This window comes from Nocardioides sp. CCNWLW239 (genome assembly GCF_037137035.1).
GTDB lineage: Bacteria > Actinomycetota > Actinomycetes > Propionibacteriales > Nocardioidaceae > Nocardioides.
In genome coordinates, this window is the sequence record NZ_JBBBNW010000004.1 from 259,089 (window position 1) to 274,319 (window position 15,231).

13 protein-coding genes are annotated in these 15,231 nt (G+C 70.5%); 4 read left to right on the forward strand and 9 right to left on the reverse strand.

The features are described 5' to 3' along the window. Positions 1–16 precede the first annotated feature (16 nt). The 3 genes from WBG06_RS18285 to WBG06_RS18295 all read right to left on the reverse strand — a co-directional run bounded on the left by WBG06_RS18285 (position 17) and on the right by WBG06_RS18295 (position 7,360). Entirely contained in the window at positions 17–1,186 is a 1,170-nt protein-coding gene (locus WBG06_RS18285; protein ID WP_336738371.1) for a hypothetical protein, read from the reverse strand. Between the two features lie 83 nt (positions 1,187–1,269). Then, the gene (locus WBG06_RS18290; protein ID WP_336738372.1) at positions 1,270–6,783 is read right to left on the reverse strand and encodes an ATP-binding protein; all 5,514 of its coding nucleotides are present in this window, start codon (positions 6,781–6,783) and stop codon (positions 1,270–1,272) included. Between the two features lie 109 nt (positions 6,784–6,892). After that, a complete protein-coding gene (locus WBG06_RS18295; RefSeq protein WP_336738373.1) occupies positions 6,893–7,360 on the reverse strand; it encodes an agglutinin cell wall attachment protein in 468 nt (155 codons plus the stop codon). 133 nt (positions 7,361–7,493) lie between these two features. On the opposite strand from WBG06_RS18295, the gene WBG06_RS18300 reads away from it, so the two are divergent. Next, entirely contained in the window at positions 7,494–8,684 is a 1,191-nt protein-coding gene (locus WBG06_RS18300; RefSeq protein ID WP_336738374.1) for an MFS transporter, read from the forward strand. Here the strand turns inward: WBG06_RS18300 and WBG06_RS18305 are convergent. Both WBG06_RS18305 and WBG06_RS18310 read right to left on the reverse strand, forming a co-directional pair. Then, positions 8,571–9,434, reverse strand: coding sequence for an AraC family transcriptional regulator (locus tag WBG06_RS18305; RefSeq protein WP_336738375.1), 864 nt, complete (start codon positions 9,432–9,434; stop codon positions 8,571–8,573). The genes WBG06_RS18300 and WBG06_RS18305 overlap by 114 nt on opposite strands. A gap of 69 nt (positions 9,435–9,503) precedes the next feature. Beyond that, positions 9,504–10,325 (reverse strand): alpha/beta fold hydrolase, encoded by an 822-nt coding sequence (locus WBG06_RS18310; protein ID WP_336738376.1) that lies wholly within the window; start codon positions 10,323–10,325, stop codon positions 9,504–9,506. Between the two features lie 243 nt (positions 10,326–10,568). Between WBG06_RS18310 and WBG06_RS18315 the strand changes: the two genes are divergently transcribed. Together WBG06_RS18315 and WBG06_RS18320 are read left to right on the forward strand one after the other, a co-directional pair. After that, positions 10,569–11,585: a DUF2804 domain-containing protein gene (locus WBG06_RS18315; protein ID WP_336738378.1), complete on the forward strand. Its 1,017-nt coding sequence runs from the start codon at positions 10,569–10,571 to the stop codon at positions 11,583–11,585. Between the two features lie 115 nt (positions 11,586–11,700). Next, entirely contained in the window at positions 11,701–12,444 is a 744-nt protein-coding gene (locus tag WBG06_RS18320; RefSeq protein WP_336738545.1) for an HAD-IIA family hydrolase, read from the forward strand. 17 nt (positions 12,445–12,461) lie between these two features. On the opposite strand, the gene WBG06_RS18325 is transcribed toward WBG06_RS18320, so the two are convergent. Further along, on the reverse strand, positions 12,462–13,493 hold the full coding sequence (locus WBG06_RS18325) for a GlxA family transcriptional regulator (RefSeq protein ID WP_336738379.1): 1,032 nt from the start codon (positions 13,491–13,493) through the stop codon (positions 12,462–12,464). 105 nt (positions 13,494–13,598) lie between these two features. Here WBG06_RS18325 and WBG06_RS18330 point away from each other — a divergent pair, with 105 nt between their 5' ends. After that, positions 13,599–14,045, forward strand: a complete 447-nt coding sequence (locus WBG06_RS18330; protein ID WP_336738380.1) for a MarR family winged helix-turn-helix transcriptional regulator — start codon at positions 13,599–13,601, stop codon at positions 14,043–14,045. Positions 14,046–14,052: 7 nt separating this feature from the next. Here the strand turns inward: WBG06_RS18330 and WBG06_RS18335 are convergent, their stop codons facing one another. The 3 genes from WBG06_RS18335 to WBG06_RS18345 are packed head-to-tail and all read right to left on the reverse strand — an operon-like array spanning position 14,053 to position 15,153. Further along, complete coding sequence (locus WBG06_RS18335; RefSeq protein WP_336738381.1) at positions 14,053–14,277, reverse strand: hypothetical protein; 225 nt, start codon at positions 14,275–14,277, stop codon at positions 14,053–14,055. Beyond that, entirely contained in the window at positions 14,270–14,920 is a 651-nt protein-coding gene (locus tag WBG06_RS18340; protein ID WP_336738382.1) for an RNA polymerase sigma factor, read from the reverse strand. Before WBG06_RS18340 ends, WBG06_RS18335 begins: the two co-directional genes overlap by 8 nt. Beyond that, positions 14,917–15,153, reverse strand: a complete 237-nt coding sequence (locus WBG06_RS18345; RefSeq protein ID WP_336738383.1) for a hypothetical protein — start codon at positions 15,151–15,153, stop codon at positions 14,917–14,919. The genes WBG06_RS18340 and WBG06_RS18345 overlap by 4 nt, the downstream gene beginning before the upstream one ends. Between the last annotated feature and the right edge of the window lie 78 nt (positions 15,154–15,231).

The following is a 15,231-nucleotide window of genomic DNA, read 5'->3' on the forward strand; positions in this document are numbered from 1 at the left end:
GGCAAAAGAAGGGCCGTCACCAATCGCGGACGCTGCCGACCCCGGCGAGGAGCGCGACAGTGATCTCCGAGCGTCGATCGGCCATCCCGGCAGCCTCAGCAAGGCGACTGGCAACGCTCACCATGGCCTCGCAGAGCTCGTCGCGCTCCTCGGTCTCGATCCAGGGGTTCCGCGCCGTGAGCCTGTTGAACGCCTTACCGAAGTCGACACCGATGCGCGTCATCTCCGCGATCGAGTGCTCCTCCGACCACGCCTGCAGCTCAGTCTCGATCGCGGACCGTGTCGTCTCGAGCTGCGCGACAGACTTCTTGTACGCCGCAGCGCTGATGTGCGGTCGACCATCCCAGTCCCGGAGCGGGTTGTTCCGGTTCGCCTCGACCCAGTCAGGGGTGCGCGGCGACCGGATCTCGGTATAGGTCCCGTTGACTGCCTCGCCCCGCCAGCGGGCGCGCATGGCCTTCGCGTAGTCGACGGGGACACTGTGGAGCTCGATGTGCTCCATCTCGGTGGACTGGGAAGGGTCGAGACAGTCTGCCGCGGTCATCCCGAACGTGTCATACAGCTCCAGCGTCCTCAACGACGCCAGATGGTTGAGACTGCCAGCATTCGTCAACGAACCGAGCGCGCCCCAGATTCTCAGGGCTCGAACATTTGGGAAGACCTCGACGAGACGTCCTGCGTCGGTCAGCTCGATTCCGTGGACCCACAGCGTGCGGACGTCGAGGCGCGTCGTCCCGTTGCTGGCAAGGAGATCCTCGAGCTCGGCCCCGGTCACGTTCAGGCGGGCGGGGTCAGACCACTCCTTCACTCCGTCGTCCCATAGGCGCTGATAGTGCAGCTGGTCGCCGAGGCGCCAGCCGTGGGAGAAGGTTTCACCGGGCGGTGCCAGCGGCGGTACGTTTCCGAGCACCCGATGGCTCCGCGGCAGCACCCACTCGAAGTGGCAGTCCGACAAGCCCTCATCGTGATGGTGGGTGAGCCGGAGGGGGCGGATCTCTCCAAGGTCTTCCAAGCTCGTCGGTTCGGGACCAGACCAGTCGAGATCGAGGAGGCAGACGTATTTCCACTCTTCACGGAAACCAGTCACCTGGGCAGCGGTCCACTCTCCGAGCAGCTCGGACGGCGCAACGACGATGTCGCCGAGCGCCAGGGGGCGAGGCGGACGTGAGAGTCGGCGAGACGGCATGCGCCGAACCCTAGGTCAGAGCTCGCCGCCCACTGCTCGCCGGTGGCGAACGAACGTTCGTTCGCCACCGGCGAGCGATTCGATCATTGCTTGCCCCACGCCCTCTCGATGACGTCGATCACCTTGGGCCGCAGGTCGCTGGCGGCGATGACCTCGTCGACAGAGCCGACCGCGACGGCGCGGTGGATGTTGTGGACGCCGTCGAACTCGGCGGCGACCTCGGCGATCTTGTCGGCGCGCAGCTGGGCGCGGAGGTCGGCGAGCTCGACGACGAGGGCGCCGCGTTCACCGTCCTCGGCGTGGTCGATGCGCTCCTCGAGCGCGGCGACGCGGGGGTCTGCGGCTGCTCGCTTGGAGACCTCGGCGGCGAAGACGACGGCCGCCGCGGGAGCGCCACCGAGGACCGAGGCGTACGAACCCTCGATCGCCAAGACCGTCATCGACGGGTTCAGGTGCTTCGAGAAGACCACGAACGCACCACCGTGGTAGCGGGAGATGACGCAGAAGACGATCGGGCCCTGGAAGTTGACGACCGCGCGGCCGATCTCTGCTCCGTATTCGAGCTGGAGGTTGCGCATCGACTCCGGGGAGCCGTCGAAGCCGGACAGGTTGGCGAGGACCACCAGCGGGCGGTTGCCCGAGGCAGCGTTGATCGCGCGCGCGACCTTCTTCGACGACCGCGGGAACAGGGTGCCCGCGGTGTAGGTGTCCGGGCCGTCGGTCGGAGGGAAGCCGGCGCGCGGGACCGGCTTGGACTCGATCCCGACCAGGCTGACCGGGTAACCACCGATCCGGGTGTCGACGACCACGGCAGTGTCGGCGTCGGCCATGCCGGCCCAGCGCTCGAGCATCTCGTGGTCGGCGTCGGCGAGCGCCCGCATCACGGTGCGGATGTCGAAGGGGCGCTTGCGGTCGGGGTTGTGCTCGGCCGAGAAGATCTGGCCGACCGTGGTGAAGTCACCCTCGTGGGGGTAGGTCGACACGTCGCGGTCGGTCGGGTCAGAGGTTGGCGCGCGCCGCGGTCCGGCCTCGCCGGGCACCACGTAGGTGTGCTCGTAGTGGGCCATGAGGACACGGAAGGCACCGGCCAGGTCGGGCACCCAGTACTGCGCCTGCCCGTTCGGTCCCATCACCCGGTCGTAGCCACCGATGCCGTGGTTGTCCTCGGCGGAGACTCCGCCGGAGAAGTCGAGCGACTGCTTGCCGGTGAGCACCATGGCGCTGTCCGGAGTCATCACCAGGATGCCCTTGGTGTGCATCAGCATGGTCGCTTCGGCGTTCCAGTAGGGCTGGGCGCCGACGTTGATACCCGCGACGACGATGTTGATCTCGCCGCCGGCCTGGGTGAACTGGACGATCCGGCGCAGCGCGGCGGCGACCCAGTCCATGTTCTCGGTGCCGCTCTCCATCGAGATCCGGGCACCGGCCGACACCGCGAACCACTCGACCGGGACGCCCATCTGCTCGGCGAGGTCGATGGCCGCGATCACCCGGGCGCACTCGGGCTCCGAGAGCGCACCGAGCGACTTGAGCGGGTCACCGCAGAGCACCACGCGGGTGATGCCCTCCGGGTAGAGCGGGCTCGGGGTGGTCACGACGGCGACGATGATGCCGGCGCTGTTGAGCCCGGGGTCACGGTCGACGGGGGTGAGCCTGCCATCGGCATCGAGGTCGTGCTCGACGACCGTGCCGTCCCCCGCGATGGCGCGCTGCAGCTCGTAGGGGTAGACCAGACCGCGGCGTCGGGCGCGCAGCACCTTGGCGGCGTACTCGTCCAACGGGGCGAGCGGCTCGGTGGGCGGTTCGATGACGTCTGCCACCACACCTGCCCCCGGCTTGGCGTGGAATCGGATCGCCAGCCGGGTCGGGTCGCCGCCGTCCGGCGACGCCACGCGGCCCTCGGCGAGCACCTCCTCGATCCCGGTGCCTTCGCTGAGCGGGGTGATCTTGCTCTGCAGCGCGGTGATCTGGTCGAGGTCGGCCTCGACCACCGGCCACACCGTCACCCACACGTGGTTGACGTCGAGCTTGGTGCCCTCGCGGCCGCGGGCGGTGCGTACGCGACGGATCGCCTCGAGGCAGTTCTCCACGGCACGCTCGACGTGGGGCAGTGCGATCACACGGCCCTCGTCGTCGCGCACCACGGCGAGCTGTCGGGCCTGGGCGGCTGCGACGAGCCGGCGGTCGGCCGGGTTGGCGCGGGCGACGCACTCGTAGAGAAGTACGTCGTCGGGGGCCGGGAGCCTGGTGACGTCGAACTCGCTGAGGCGCCAGAGGTTCAGCCGGCGACCGACCATCGGGTGCATGCCCCGGACCAGGGTGTCCTCGACGAGGTCGTCGGTCGGGATGTGCGGGGCCCCGTCGGCGTGGTGGCGGAAGGTGAAGTAGTCGACCGGCTGCGGGGCGGCATGGCAGACGGCGACAGAGACGCGACGGGCGCGGCGGGCGAACTCCTGCCCGGCGAGCATCTTGGTGAGCTCGGCGGAAGCGAGGTCCGCGTCGGCAGGCGCGTCCTCCCAGCGCAGGTAGATCTCGACGACGTCGTCGTGGTCGGAGGCCAGCACCGAGGTGATCGCGGTGCCGAGCGGGCCGTCGGGTCGGGCGAGCTCGGTGACGTCACCGATGGTGGACACCACGCGGGTCGCACCCTTCTCGTCCGTGGCGTACTCGGCGTGCACGACCGGCCGGTCGACGTGCAGGCCGACGGTCAGATCGTGGAGGTGGTAGTCGCGGTAGTGCCGTCGGATCAGCACCTCCAGCAGCGGCTCGCTCTCGGGAAGCCCCTCGACCAGCCGGTCCCGGAGGAAGCCGACCAAGGGCTCGGGTACGGCGGCGAGCGCGTCGATACGAGCGGCCCGGTTCGGGGCCGCCGGGTCGGTGAGGGCAGCGACCTCGGCCGGCACCCCCTCCAGGACCGCGCGACGCTCGTCGTCGACCAACGGCTGGTCGAACCAGCCGAACCGGACCGAACGGGCCAGGTCGCCGACCACGGCGAACCGGCGCTGCGTGGCTCGGACGATCCGCTCGAGCAGCGCGCGGACGGCGGCGGCGTCGTCGGCGGACGGCGGCGGGTCGCCCAGCCAGCGCTGCAGGATCCCGATCGCGACGTCGACGTCGGAGGGATGCTGCTGGGCGAGGAAGATGCGGAACACCGCACGCTCGAGCTCCGGCGTACGCTCCAGGTCGGAGACCCCGTAGTGGGCGAGGACCCGCTGCAGCTTGTCGCGGAAGTGGTCCGGCAGCGCTCCCCGGTCGGGGTCCAGGCTGCGCAGATAGGTGTGGAAGTATTCTCGCGAGCTGTGCACCCGGAGCTCGGTGGACGGCTCGTCGCCGGCCGGCCGGTTGCGGCTGAGCTCAGCGAAGTCGGTGAACAGCGACAGCAGGCCCATCTCGACACGGAGGGTGTCTGCGGGCGCACCGCTCGAGCGAGAGGCGAGATGGGCGGCGAGCAGCGCCGGACGCTGGTCCTCCTCGACGTCGTAGCCGAGCAACAGGCTGCTCAGGTCGGCCAGCGCCCCGTTGCTGCGGCCCCGCTCGGTCGTGGGCTCCGGCAGGTCGAGCTCGGCGAGGCCGGCAGAGCTCGCCTGGTCACCCGCGGCGTCACCGGTCGGCTCGAGGCGGATCAACGGCGCCGCGGTCTCGACCTGGCTGCCGACCCGGACCAGGAGCTCCTTGACCCGGCCGGTGAACGGCGCGGTCAGCGCGGTCTCCATCTTCATCGACTCGAGCACCAGCACGGGATGGCCGGCCTCCACCTCGTCGCCAACGGCGAGCGGGGTGGAGACGACGAGCGCCGGCGCCGGCGAGCGCACCATGCCGCCCTCGTCACGGCTGACCCGGTGCATGACGTCGTCGACCTCGACCAGATGGACGGGGCCGTGGGTGGCGGTCACCAGCCGGTAGCGGTGGCCGTCCACGGTGAGCCGGCCGTGCACCTCGTCGATCCGGTCGAGGGTGGCGGTGAGGGTGCGACACTCGCCCCCGGCGGTGATGGTGACCTGGTAGCGGGCCGGTCCGGACTGCCGGACCGTCAAGGCGTACGTCGCCCCGCGAAGCTTGAGCTCGATGGTGCGGGCCGGGTCGTGCTGGATCTGAGGCCGGCCTCCCTGGGCGGTCTGCAGCATGCGCGCGATCTCCGCGCGCTCGGCCTCGTCGTAGCCCTCGATCGCCGCCGCGACCAGCGCGATGCCGGCGTGCCGGGCGGCCTGCAGCCGGCCCTCGCCGCGCACCCGGTCGATCCAGCCGGTGTCGGCCCAGGCCGGGCTGCCGGTGGTGACCTCGGGCTGGTCGAGCAGGTCGAGGATGAAGCTCTTGTTGGTGGCGCCGCCGTCGATGATGACGGTGGTCTCCCCCATCGCCCGGCGCAGTCGCGCCAGCGCCTGCTCGCGGTCGGCGCCCCAGGCGATCACCTTGGCGATCATCGAGTCGAAGTCGGCCGGGATGGTGTCGCCCTCGGCGACACCGGTGTCGACCCGGATGCCGGGACCGGCAGGGAACTCGAGGCGGCTGATCCGGCCCGGGGCCGGGGCGAAGTCGCGGTCCGGGTCCTCGGCGTTGAGGCGGGCCTCGACCGCGTGGCCGCGCTCGCCCGGCCGGTCACCGGTCAGCTTCAGACCGGAGGCGACCTGGATCTGCAGCGCGACCAGGTCGGTGCCGGTCACGACCTCGGTGATGGGGTGCTCGACCTGGAGGCGGGTGTTGACCTCGAGGAAGGCGAACGTCTTCTCGCCCGGGTGGTAGAGGAACTCGACGGTGCCCGCGCCGGCGTAGCCGACGGCGTTGGCGAGGCGCTCGGCCGAGGACTTGAGGTCGGCGGCCTGCTCGTCGGTGAGCAGCGGGGAGGCCGACTCCTCGATGACCTTCTGGTTCCGTCGCTGGACCGAGCAGTCTCGGACGCCGATCGCCCAGGCGGTGCCCTGACCGTCGGCGATCACCTGGACCTCGACGTGACGGGCGTCGGTGACCAGCTTCTCCAGGAAGACGACGCCGCTGCCGAAGGCTCGCTCCGCCTCGTCTCGGGTGCGCTGGTAGGCCTCGGCGAGCTCGTCGCCCGAGGTGACCTTCCGGATGCCGCGTCCGCCACCGCCGGCGGTGGCCTTGAGCATCAGCGGGTAGCCGATCTCCTCGGCACTGGCCAGCGCAGAGTCCAGGTCGTCGACCCCGCCACGGCTCCACGGAGCCACCGGGACCCCGACCTCTTCCGCGATCAGCTTCGAGCCGATCTTGTCGCCCAGCTTCCGCATCGCTTCGGCGCTGGGACCGATGAAGGTGACCCCCAACCGCTCGCAGAGCTCGGCGAAAGCGGGGTCCTCGGCGACGAAGCCCCAGCCGACCCAGGCGGCGTCCGCCCCGGTGTCGACCAGCGCCTTCTCGAGGACGGCGAGGTCGAGGTAGGGGCGGTCCGCCGCTGCACCGAGCAGATGGGCTTCGTCGGCTTCGCGCACGAACGCCGCGCCGGCGTCGACGTCGGTGTGCAGCGCGATGGTGCGGATGGGCCCCTCGGACGTGTCCCGCGCGTTGAGGTCGCGTACGGCGTGGATCAGACGCATCGCGGCTTCGCCGCGGTTGACAATGGCAATTCGTGAGACCTGTGGCACGGTGCAGAGACTGTCATCTAACCGTGCCCCTGCGACACCTCGACTCCGACAGGCTTCGCGGCGATTCCTTGTGGGAATTCTGCAGCCGCGCGGCCGAGGACGGACAGTTCTACAACGTACGCTGGGCGCCGCTGACCTTCTGCCGGAGCCAGGTGGGGACGTGTTCCGCGGCGCGTGGGAAGGTCTCCAGATCGATCGCATACAGCCCGGGATGAGCGGGCCAGCGCCAGACGGGCTCGTCGTCGTAGTTGAAAACGACCGTCGTCGAGTTCCTCGTCACACCATCCTCTTCGCCTTCACGGCTCGCGATGGTCCAGCGGGCGGAGAACCAAGCACCTTTGTCGGGTTCATACATCACCCGCCTGAGCTCGTCGGTCAGGGTGAGCACCGAGTCGGGCGGCTTGGCATGCGCGAAGCTGCCGTCCGGTCGGTGCACGTCGATGCGCCCGGTGAAGAACATGGACAGGTTGCGGTGGTTGAAGACCAACGTGGACCAGTCGCCCTCGACCTCATCGGCGAGGTGGAGGGCGATCTCCTCGATGAGCTGTTCCTGTCTGAGCACAGGAGGAACGATCATGCCGCTCACGCTACTACCGTTGTCGACCCCATATCGAAAGTCGTGTCGCGGAGCGGAGAGACGGCGGTCATCCGGTCAAGGACGGGCGACGCACGATCAACGCGGGCGCTCGGATCGTGGCGACCATCGAAGGGTGACAACGACTTCGCACGACTCGACCGCTTCCCCGATACCTTCCACGGCTACGCCCACGGCGTCCTCCGGCCGCGCCGCACCGGTGGTCGCGCTCGCCGCCGGGATCGCGATCCTGGTCTCGAGCGAGTTCCTGCCTGCCGGCGTACTGCCCACGATGGCGCGCGACCTCGGGATCAGCGAGGGGACCGCCGGGTTGGCGGTGGCGGCGACCGCGATCGCGGGGGCGCTGACCGCACCGAGCATCGCCATGGTCCTGCCGAGAATGGACAGACGTACGTTGCTGGTGGGCCTGCTGGTCGCCGCGGCGGTCGCCAACCTGGCGGTCGCGATCGCCCCGGGTTTCGTCGTCCTGCTCCTCGGGCGGCTGGTGCTGGGGGCGGCGATCGCCGGCTACTGGTCGTTCGCGTTCGCCGTCGGGACGTACGCATCACCGGGACGTGACCACGTCATCTCGACCTCGATCGCGCTGGGCGTCACGGTGGCGACGATCGTCGGGCTGCCGCTGGGCTCGCTGCTCGCGGACGGTCCCGGATGGCGCTGGGGGTTCGCGGCGGCAGCGGTGCTCAGCCTGGTCTCCGCGGCCGCGCTGGCCCGGGCGTTGCCCCCGGTTCCGGCTCATCCGGGAGCCGGTCTGGCGATGATGCGGCGGGCCCTCCGCAACCCCCGGCTTGTGGCCGGCGTGATGGTGCTCGTCGTGGCGGTGCTCGGGAACTTCATGGCGTACCCGTTCATCCGGATCGCGATCTCGGAGACCTCGCCCGGCGACGGCATGTGGATGCTGGCGCTGTGGGGCCTCGGTGGGCTCTTCGGGAACCTCGCGGCCGGCCGGTTCTCCCACCACCTGCGGGCCGTCGTCACCGTCGCACCGCTTCTCCTCGCCGGCGGTCTGGTGCTGACCTTCCTCGCCGAGAGCACGCCGGTCATGGCGCTGGCGATGCTCGTGTGGGGGTTCGGGTTCAACATGGTCCCGGTCGGTACGCAGCTGTGGGTCACCCGGGTCGAGCCCGAGCGCACCGAGTCGGCACTGGCGCTCCAGGTGACCGCGTTCCAGGTGGCGATCACCCTCGGGGCGGCGCTAGGAGGCGCGGTGCTCGACGAGCACGGCGTCAGCCGGGTGCTGCTCCTCGGTGCGGTCGGTGCGGTCATCGCTGCCGTGGGCTTCGCGGCGATCCGCGTCCCGCGCGGCTGACGGGTCCTCGCGCCACGCCTGCGGGCCGATCCCGTGGGCGGCGGTGAAGGCCCGGCTGAACGCCGCACCGGAGCCGTACCCCACGGCGTACGCCACCTGCTCCACCGGACGATCGCTGCCGGTGAGCAGGTGGCGTGCCGCCCGCATCCGGACGTCGCGCAGCGCCTCGCTCGGGCTCTGCCCCAGGCTGCGCCGGAACCGCTCCCCCAGTGCCGACCGGGACAGGTGTACCGACTCGGCCATCGTCTCGACCGACCAGGCCCGCCCCGGATCCGCGATCAGCGCGTTCATCACCTGTCCCACGGCCGGGTCGAGAGCGGGCGCGGGACCGTCGGTCCCGCGCCCGGTGTCCTCGAGCCAGGAGGCGGTCATCGCAGCACCGAGCAGCGAGGCGTAACCCGATGCGAACAGCGCCGACGGACGGCACGGCCCCGCCAGCGGGCACCGGCGGAGCAGCTCGGCCACCCCGCCGTGCCGACCGACGAAGTCCCGCACGACCAGCGGGTTGGCGAGCGGGTAGCCCACCGCGACCGCCCGCAGGTCGGCTCGCGTGAGCGTCGCCCCGTCGTGGGTCGCCAGCCGGTGCCTGACCTGCGCCCCGATCAGGGCCGCGTCGCCCGCGCGGAGGAGGTGCGACTGCCCGGCGGCGGTCAGCACCACGGTGCCGTCGTCGACGAGGAGCCAGGTGGCGTGGCGTACGTCTTCACCGGCGGAGCCGGCGGCCAGCTGCTCTTGGTAGGCGAACGTCATCTCCCACGCCGGACTGTCCTGGTTCACACTTGGCGCAGCGCGCGGGCTCCGTCGGGCTATTCCCGATCCTCAGTCGGCGATGAACTCGAGGATGTCGGCGATCAGCGCCTTCTGGTAGTCGCCGGCGATGCCGTGCGGAGCGCCCTCGTAGACCTTCAGCGTGCCGTCGGCGACCAGCTTGACCGCCTTCTCGGCAGCGGCCGCGATCGGCACGATCTGGTCGTCCGAGCCGTGCGCGATCAGGGTCGGCACCTCGAGCGCCTTCAGGTCCTCGGTGAAGTCGGTCTCGGAGAAGACCTTGACGCAGTTGTACGCAGCGGCCAGCCCGGCCAGCATCCCCTGGCGCTGGAAGTCGTCGATGAGGCCCTGGGAGACGTTGGCGCCCTCCCGGTTGAAGCCGTAGAAGGAGACCGCCAGGTCCTTGTAGAACTGGGAGCGGTCGGCGAGGACACCGGCGCGGATGCCGTCGAAGACCTCCATCGGCGTGCCCTCGGGGTTGGTCTCGGACTCGAGCATGACCGGCGGCACCGCGCCGACCGTGACGACCTTGCGGACGCGGCCCTTGCCGTGCTGGGCGGCGTAGCGGACGACCTCGCCGCCACCGGTCGAGTGGCCGATCACGACGAGCTCGGTGAGGTCGAGGTGCTCGATGAGCTCGGCCAGGTCGCGGGCGTAGGTGTCCATGTCGTGACCGCGGTCGGTGTTGGTCGAGCGGCCGTGGCCGCGGCGGTCGTGCGCGATCGCCCGGTAGCCCGCGTCGGCGAGCAGCTTGGACTCGACGGCCCAGGCGTCCGAGCTGAGCGGCCAGCCGTGGCTGAGCACGACCGGCTTCCCGGTGCCCCAGTCGGTGTAGTAGATCTCGGTGCCGTCGGAGGTGGTGAACGTAGGCATGGTGGGAGTCCTCACAGTCATGCGCCGACCGCCGCTCCCAATGCAGGAGCTGTCGCGGCCCCGGCGCAGCATCTCAATCCTCGGCGCTCGGCGCCCCGGAGCGCCCCGCCGTACCTGCCCGATACCCCACGAATCCGGACACGTCCGACCACGCCTCGGCCTTGTCGAGGGCGGCCGGCCAGATCCAGGGGTTGTGCTTCGACCAGGACCCCTTCCAGGTCGCGCTGCCCGTAGGGTGCGGCCATGCAACCGACTGACGCCGAGCGTGAGATCACCTCGCCCGTCTCGCTGACGCTCCCCGACGGACGGCTCAACCCGGCCGCGGTGGGCTGGACCCGGACACCGCTGATCACGACCGACGGGATCGGTCGCGGCCGCCTCGGGCGGGGTCGCAACAAGCGCTGGGAGTACTGGGGAGTCACCACGCCCACCCATGTCGTCGCGCTGGTCCTCTCCGACATCGACTACGCGGCCGTGCACGGCATCTGGGTGCTCGACCGCCGCACCGGCGAGGAGATCTCCCACGACGCGATCGGCGTCCTCGGGAGAAGCGCGACCCTGCCCGGGACGCTGGGCGCGGGACCGGCGCGTGCCCGCACCCGGGCCGTGCGGATCGACCTCACGGAGGTCGAGGGCGGCACCCGGCTGCAGGCCCAGGGCACGCGGGTGCGGGTCGACATCATGGCGCACCGGCCGGACGGCCACGAGAGCCTCGGCGTCGTCGTCCCGTGGTCGGACCGGCTCTTCCAATACACGGTGAAGGACGTGGCCCGCCCCGCCACCGGCACGCTGTGGATCGACGACCAGGCCCACGCCCTACCGGCGGGCGACTCCTGGGCCGTGCTCGACCACGGGCGTGGGCGCTGGCCCTACTCGATGCACTGGAACTGGGGTGCCGGTTCGGGGCGCACCGACGGGCGCGTCCTCGGGATCCAGGTCGGCGGCAAGTGGACCGACGGCACCGGGGCGAGCGAGAACTCGCTGCTCGTCGACGGCCACCTCACCAAGATCGGCGAGGAGCTGGTGTGGACCTACGACACCGACGACTGGCTGGCGCCGTGGAAGGTGGCGGGCGAGTCTGTCGACCTGACGTTCACCCCGTTCCACCTGAAGCGGTCGATCACCGACCTCAAGGTCTTCTCCTCTCGCACGCACCAGTGCTTCGGGCACTGGTCGGGTCGCGTACGTGACCACGCGGGCGAGTGGGTGTCGCTCGCCGGGCTCGTCGGCTGGGCCGAGGATGTGCGCAACCGGTGGTGAGGCTCATCACCGGTGATCTCGGCGACCGGCGCACGAATGCGTTGGCGGTGTCGCCCGGATCGGCGATGATGTGTCCGTGATCGACGAGCGCCCCATCAACACATGGCTGACCGACATGGACGGTGTCCTGGTGCGCGAGGAGGAGCCGATCCCGGGCGCCGCCGAGTTCCTGGCGAAGCTGACCGAGGCCTCGGTGCCGTTCCTGGTGCTGACCAACAACTCGATCTACACCCCGCGAGACCTCCGGGTGCGGCTGCTCCGCTCCGGGCTCGACGTCCCCGAGAAGTCGATCTGGACCTCGGCGCTCGCCACCGCGCAGTTCCTCGCCGACCAGCGGCCGGGCGGTTCGGCGTACGTCGTCGGGGAGGCCGGGCTGACCACGGCGCTGCACGAGGTCGGCTACGTGATGACGGAGAACGACCCCGACTACGTCGTGCTGGGCGAGACCCGCACCTACTCCTTCGAGGCGATCACCCGAGCGATCCGGTTGATCGAAGGTGGCGCGAGGTTCATCGCGACCAACCCCGACCCGAGCGGACCGAGCCCGCAGGGCACCCTGCCCGCCACCGGCTCTGTGGCCGCGCTGATCAGCGCCGCCACCAACCGGGCGCCCTACTTCGTCGGGAAGCCGAACCCGCTGATGATGCGCAGTGCGCTCAACCAGATCGAGGCTCACTCCGAGACCACCGTGATGATCGGCGACCGGATGGACACCGACATCATCAGCGGCCTCGAGGCCGGGATGCGCACCATCTTGGTCGAGACCGGGTCGACGAGACCCGAGCAGGTCGAGACCTTCCCGTTCCGGCCGACGCGGGTGGTCTCCTCCATCGCCGACGTACTGCCGCTGCTCGACTGACGCCCGCTGTCGACGGCTCAGTCTGCGAGCTGGAACTCGGCCTGTCCCCTACCTCGTCCGCGCTCGGCGGGAAGGGCAGAGCGGAACCGCCGCTGATACTGCGACGGCGAGATGCCGAGGCGGGTGACGAACGTACGCCGCAGCGCCTCCGGGCTGCCGTAGCCGGACTGCGCCGCCGTCTCGGTGACGCTCGCACCGCCTTCGAGACGCATCCGGGCGAGGTCGAAGCGCACCGCGGTGACGTACTCCGACGGTGACTGCCCGAGCTCGTCACGGAAGCGCCGGGCCAGGTGGCGCGGGCTGGTCGAGACGAGGCGGGCGAGGTCGGTCACGGTCCAGGCTCGGGTGGGATCGGCGTCGACCAGATCCGTCGCGCGGCGGACGATCGACGCCGGCTGCGCGCGCCCCCGCAGCGGGACCGAGTACTGCGACTGGCCGCCCGAGCGCTGCAGGTAGACGAGGAGGAGCTGGGCGACCTGTCGCGCGGTGTCCGCGCCGTGGTCGTCCTCGACCAGGGCGAGAGCCAGATCGATGCCGGCCGCGACGCCTGCCGAGGTCAGGACGTCGCCGTCACGTACGAAGATCGCGTCGGGCTCGACGCGCACGCCCGGATACAGCCGCTGCAGCTCGGGAGCGAACTTCCAGTGCGTCGTCGCGCGCCGACCGTCGAGCAGGCCGATCTCGGCGAGGACGAAGGCGCCGCTGCAGATCGAGACCACCCGCCGGGCACGCGACGCCAGCGAGGAGGCCGCCTCGGTCAGCGGGCTGCGTACGAAGTCGTGCGGCGGCTGCTCGCTTCCCGGCACGACCACGGTGTCGAACTCACCCGCGTCGTGGGCCGCACCGTGCACCGAGATCCTGCTCCCGAGGGACGTCGCCACGTCCTGCCCGTCGGGCGAGAGCAGCACGATGTCGTAGCCGTCGACCGCCTGGTTGGCCTCGACGAAGACCTCGGCGGGGCCGGCGTAGTCGAGCGTCTTCACGCCGTCGAAGAGCAGGAACGCGATTCGCCGGCGAGCGCGGGGCGGGGTCTTGACGATGTCGTTCACTCCTCGATGCGAATTACCTTGTGCGCAAGCAATCTACGTCGCACTTACCTTGCACGCAAGGTTTTCTCCCAAAAGGCTCGCGCGCAAGGGATGTAGGGTGAACACATGACAGAGACTCGCCACAGCCTCGAGCTGAGCGAGCAGCTGTGCTTCTCGCTCTACACCGCGCAGCGGCTCGTGACCGCGGCTTACCGACCGATCCTCGACGCCCTGGGACTGACCTATCCCCAGTACGTCGCGATGCTCGTGCTGTGGGAGAGCTCCCCCCTCACCATGGGAGAGCTCGGTGAGCGGCTCGGCCTCGACTACGGCACCGTCACTCCGCTGGTCAAGCGCCTGGAGGCGGCCGGGCTGATCACCCGCGAGAAGCGTCCCGAGGACCAGCGCAGCGTCCGGCTGCGGCTGACGGATGCCGGCGCCGACCTACGCAGCCGAGCCGAGGGCGTGCCCGACACCATCGCCGAGGTGATGGCGCTGCAGACCGAGGAGTTCACCATCCTCAAGGACTCCCTGGAGCACCTCAGCGACAACGTCGCCAGCCGCCTGCCCTGACCCTCGGCTAGGCCGAGAGCAGGTCCGTCAACGCCTCGGCCTCCTCGGCGCAGGCCCCGCACGCCTTCAGGTGCACCTGCATCGGGACGTCCACGTGGGACGGGTCGGCGAGCAGCCGCTCGACGTAGGTGTCGAGCTGGTCGAAGCAGTCGTCGCAGGACAGGTAGGGGGTGCTCTCGAGCAGCAGGCCGTCGAGCACATCCACGGGCAGGGGACGGTTTCTGTCAGTCATGGCATGCTCCGGACGGCTTGTCGAGGTGACCGCTGGCCAGCAGGGACGCCCGGAGTCGCTGCCGGGCGTCGTGGAGAGTCTTGTAGAGGGCGTTGCGATTGGTGTTGAGACGTTCGGCGAGGACGTCGATCGGGACCTGGTCGACCACCAACGCCAGCGTGATCCGACGCTGGTGGGGCGTCAGCGCGGAGGCGATCGCGGCGTGCACGGCTCGCGAGAGGTCGGCCGCCTGGACGACACCCTCGGGCGCGGTGCCGTCGTCGATCACGTCGAACGTGTCCGGAAGCGCGACCTCACGATGCCGCCACGCCTGCCGGCGCACGGCGACGCCTGCGTGCAGCACGCCGAACTTGTAGACCCAGGTGCTGAACCTGCTCCGCCCCTCGAAGGTGTCGAGCTTGGCGAGCACCGCGACCAGCGCATCGTCGGCAGCCTGGTGGGCCAGGTCCTCCAGGTCAGCAGGCCCCGCACCGGGCAGCTGATGGCGCAGACGCCAGACCTGATGCCGGGTCGCCCGCAGCAGCATCTCGTGGAGGCTGCGCTGGGCGACATGCCCCGGCGGCCCGGGGTCGTTCAGATCGCCCACCCAGGCCTCGTCCGGCGCGACGCCGGTCTCAGCCGTCCCACCCTGCACGACATTCATGATCCCACCTCGCCCGGCGACGGATCCACGATCCTGACCGCCAGCTCGGGCGGGCACCCACGATCGACCAGCTGCAGCAGCGCATGCAGGTCGAGACGTACGTCGGCAGCGACCTCCGCGGCAAGGCCGGCCGGGAATCCCGCGCGACGCAGGCTTCGCCGACGCCACGCCACCGCCTCCTCGCGGGCCTGACGCGAGCGCAGGGCGCCGCGGTCTCGCTTCTGCACCTTCATGACCAGTTGGTGTCTCGCGGAGCAAGGTTCTTACCCGCGGACCCGGACCTCCTGATCGCCGGTAAGACGCGGGCAGGT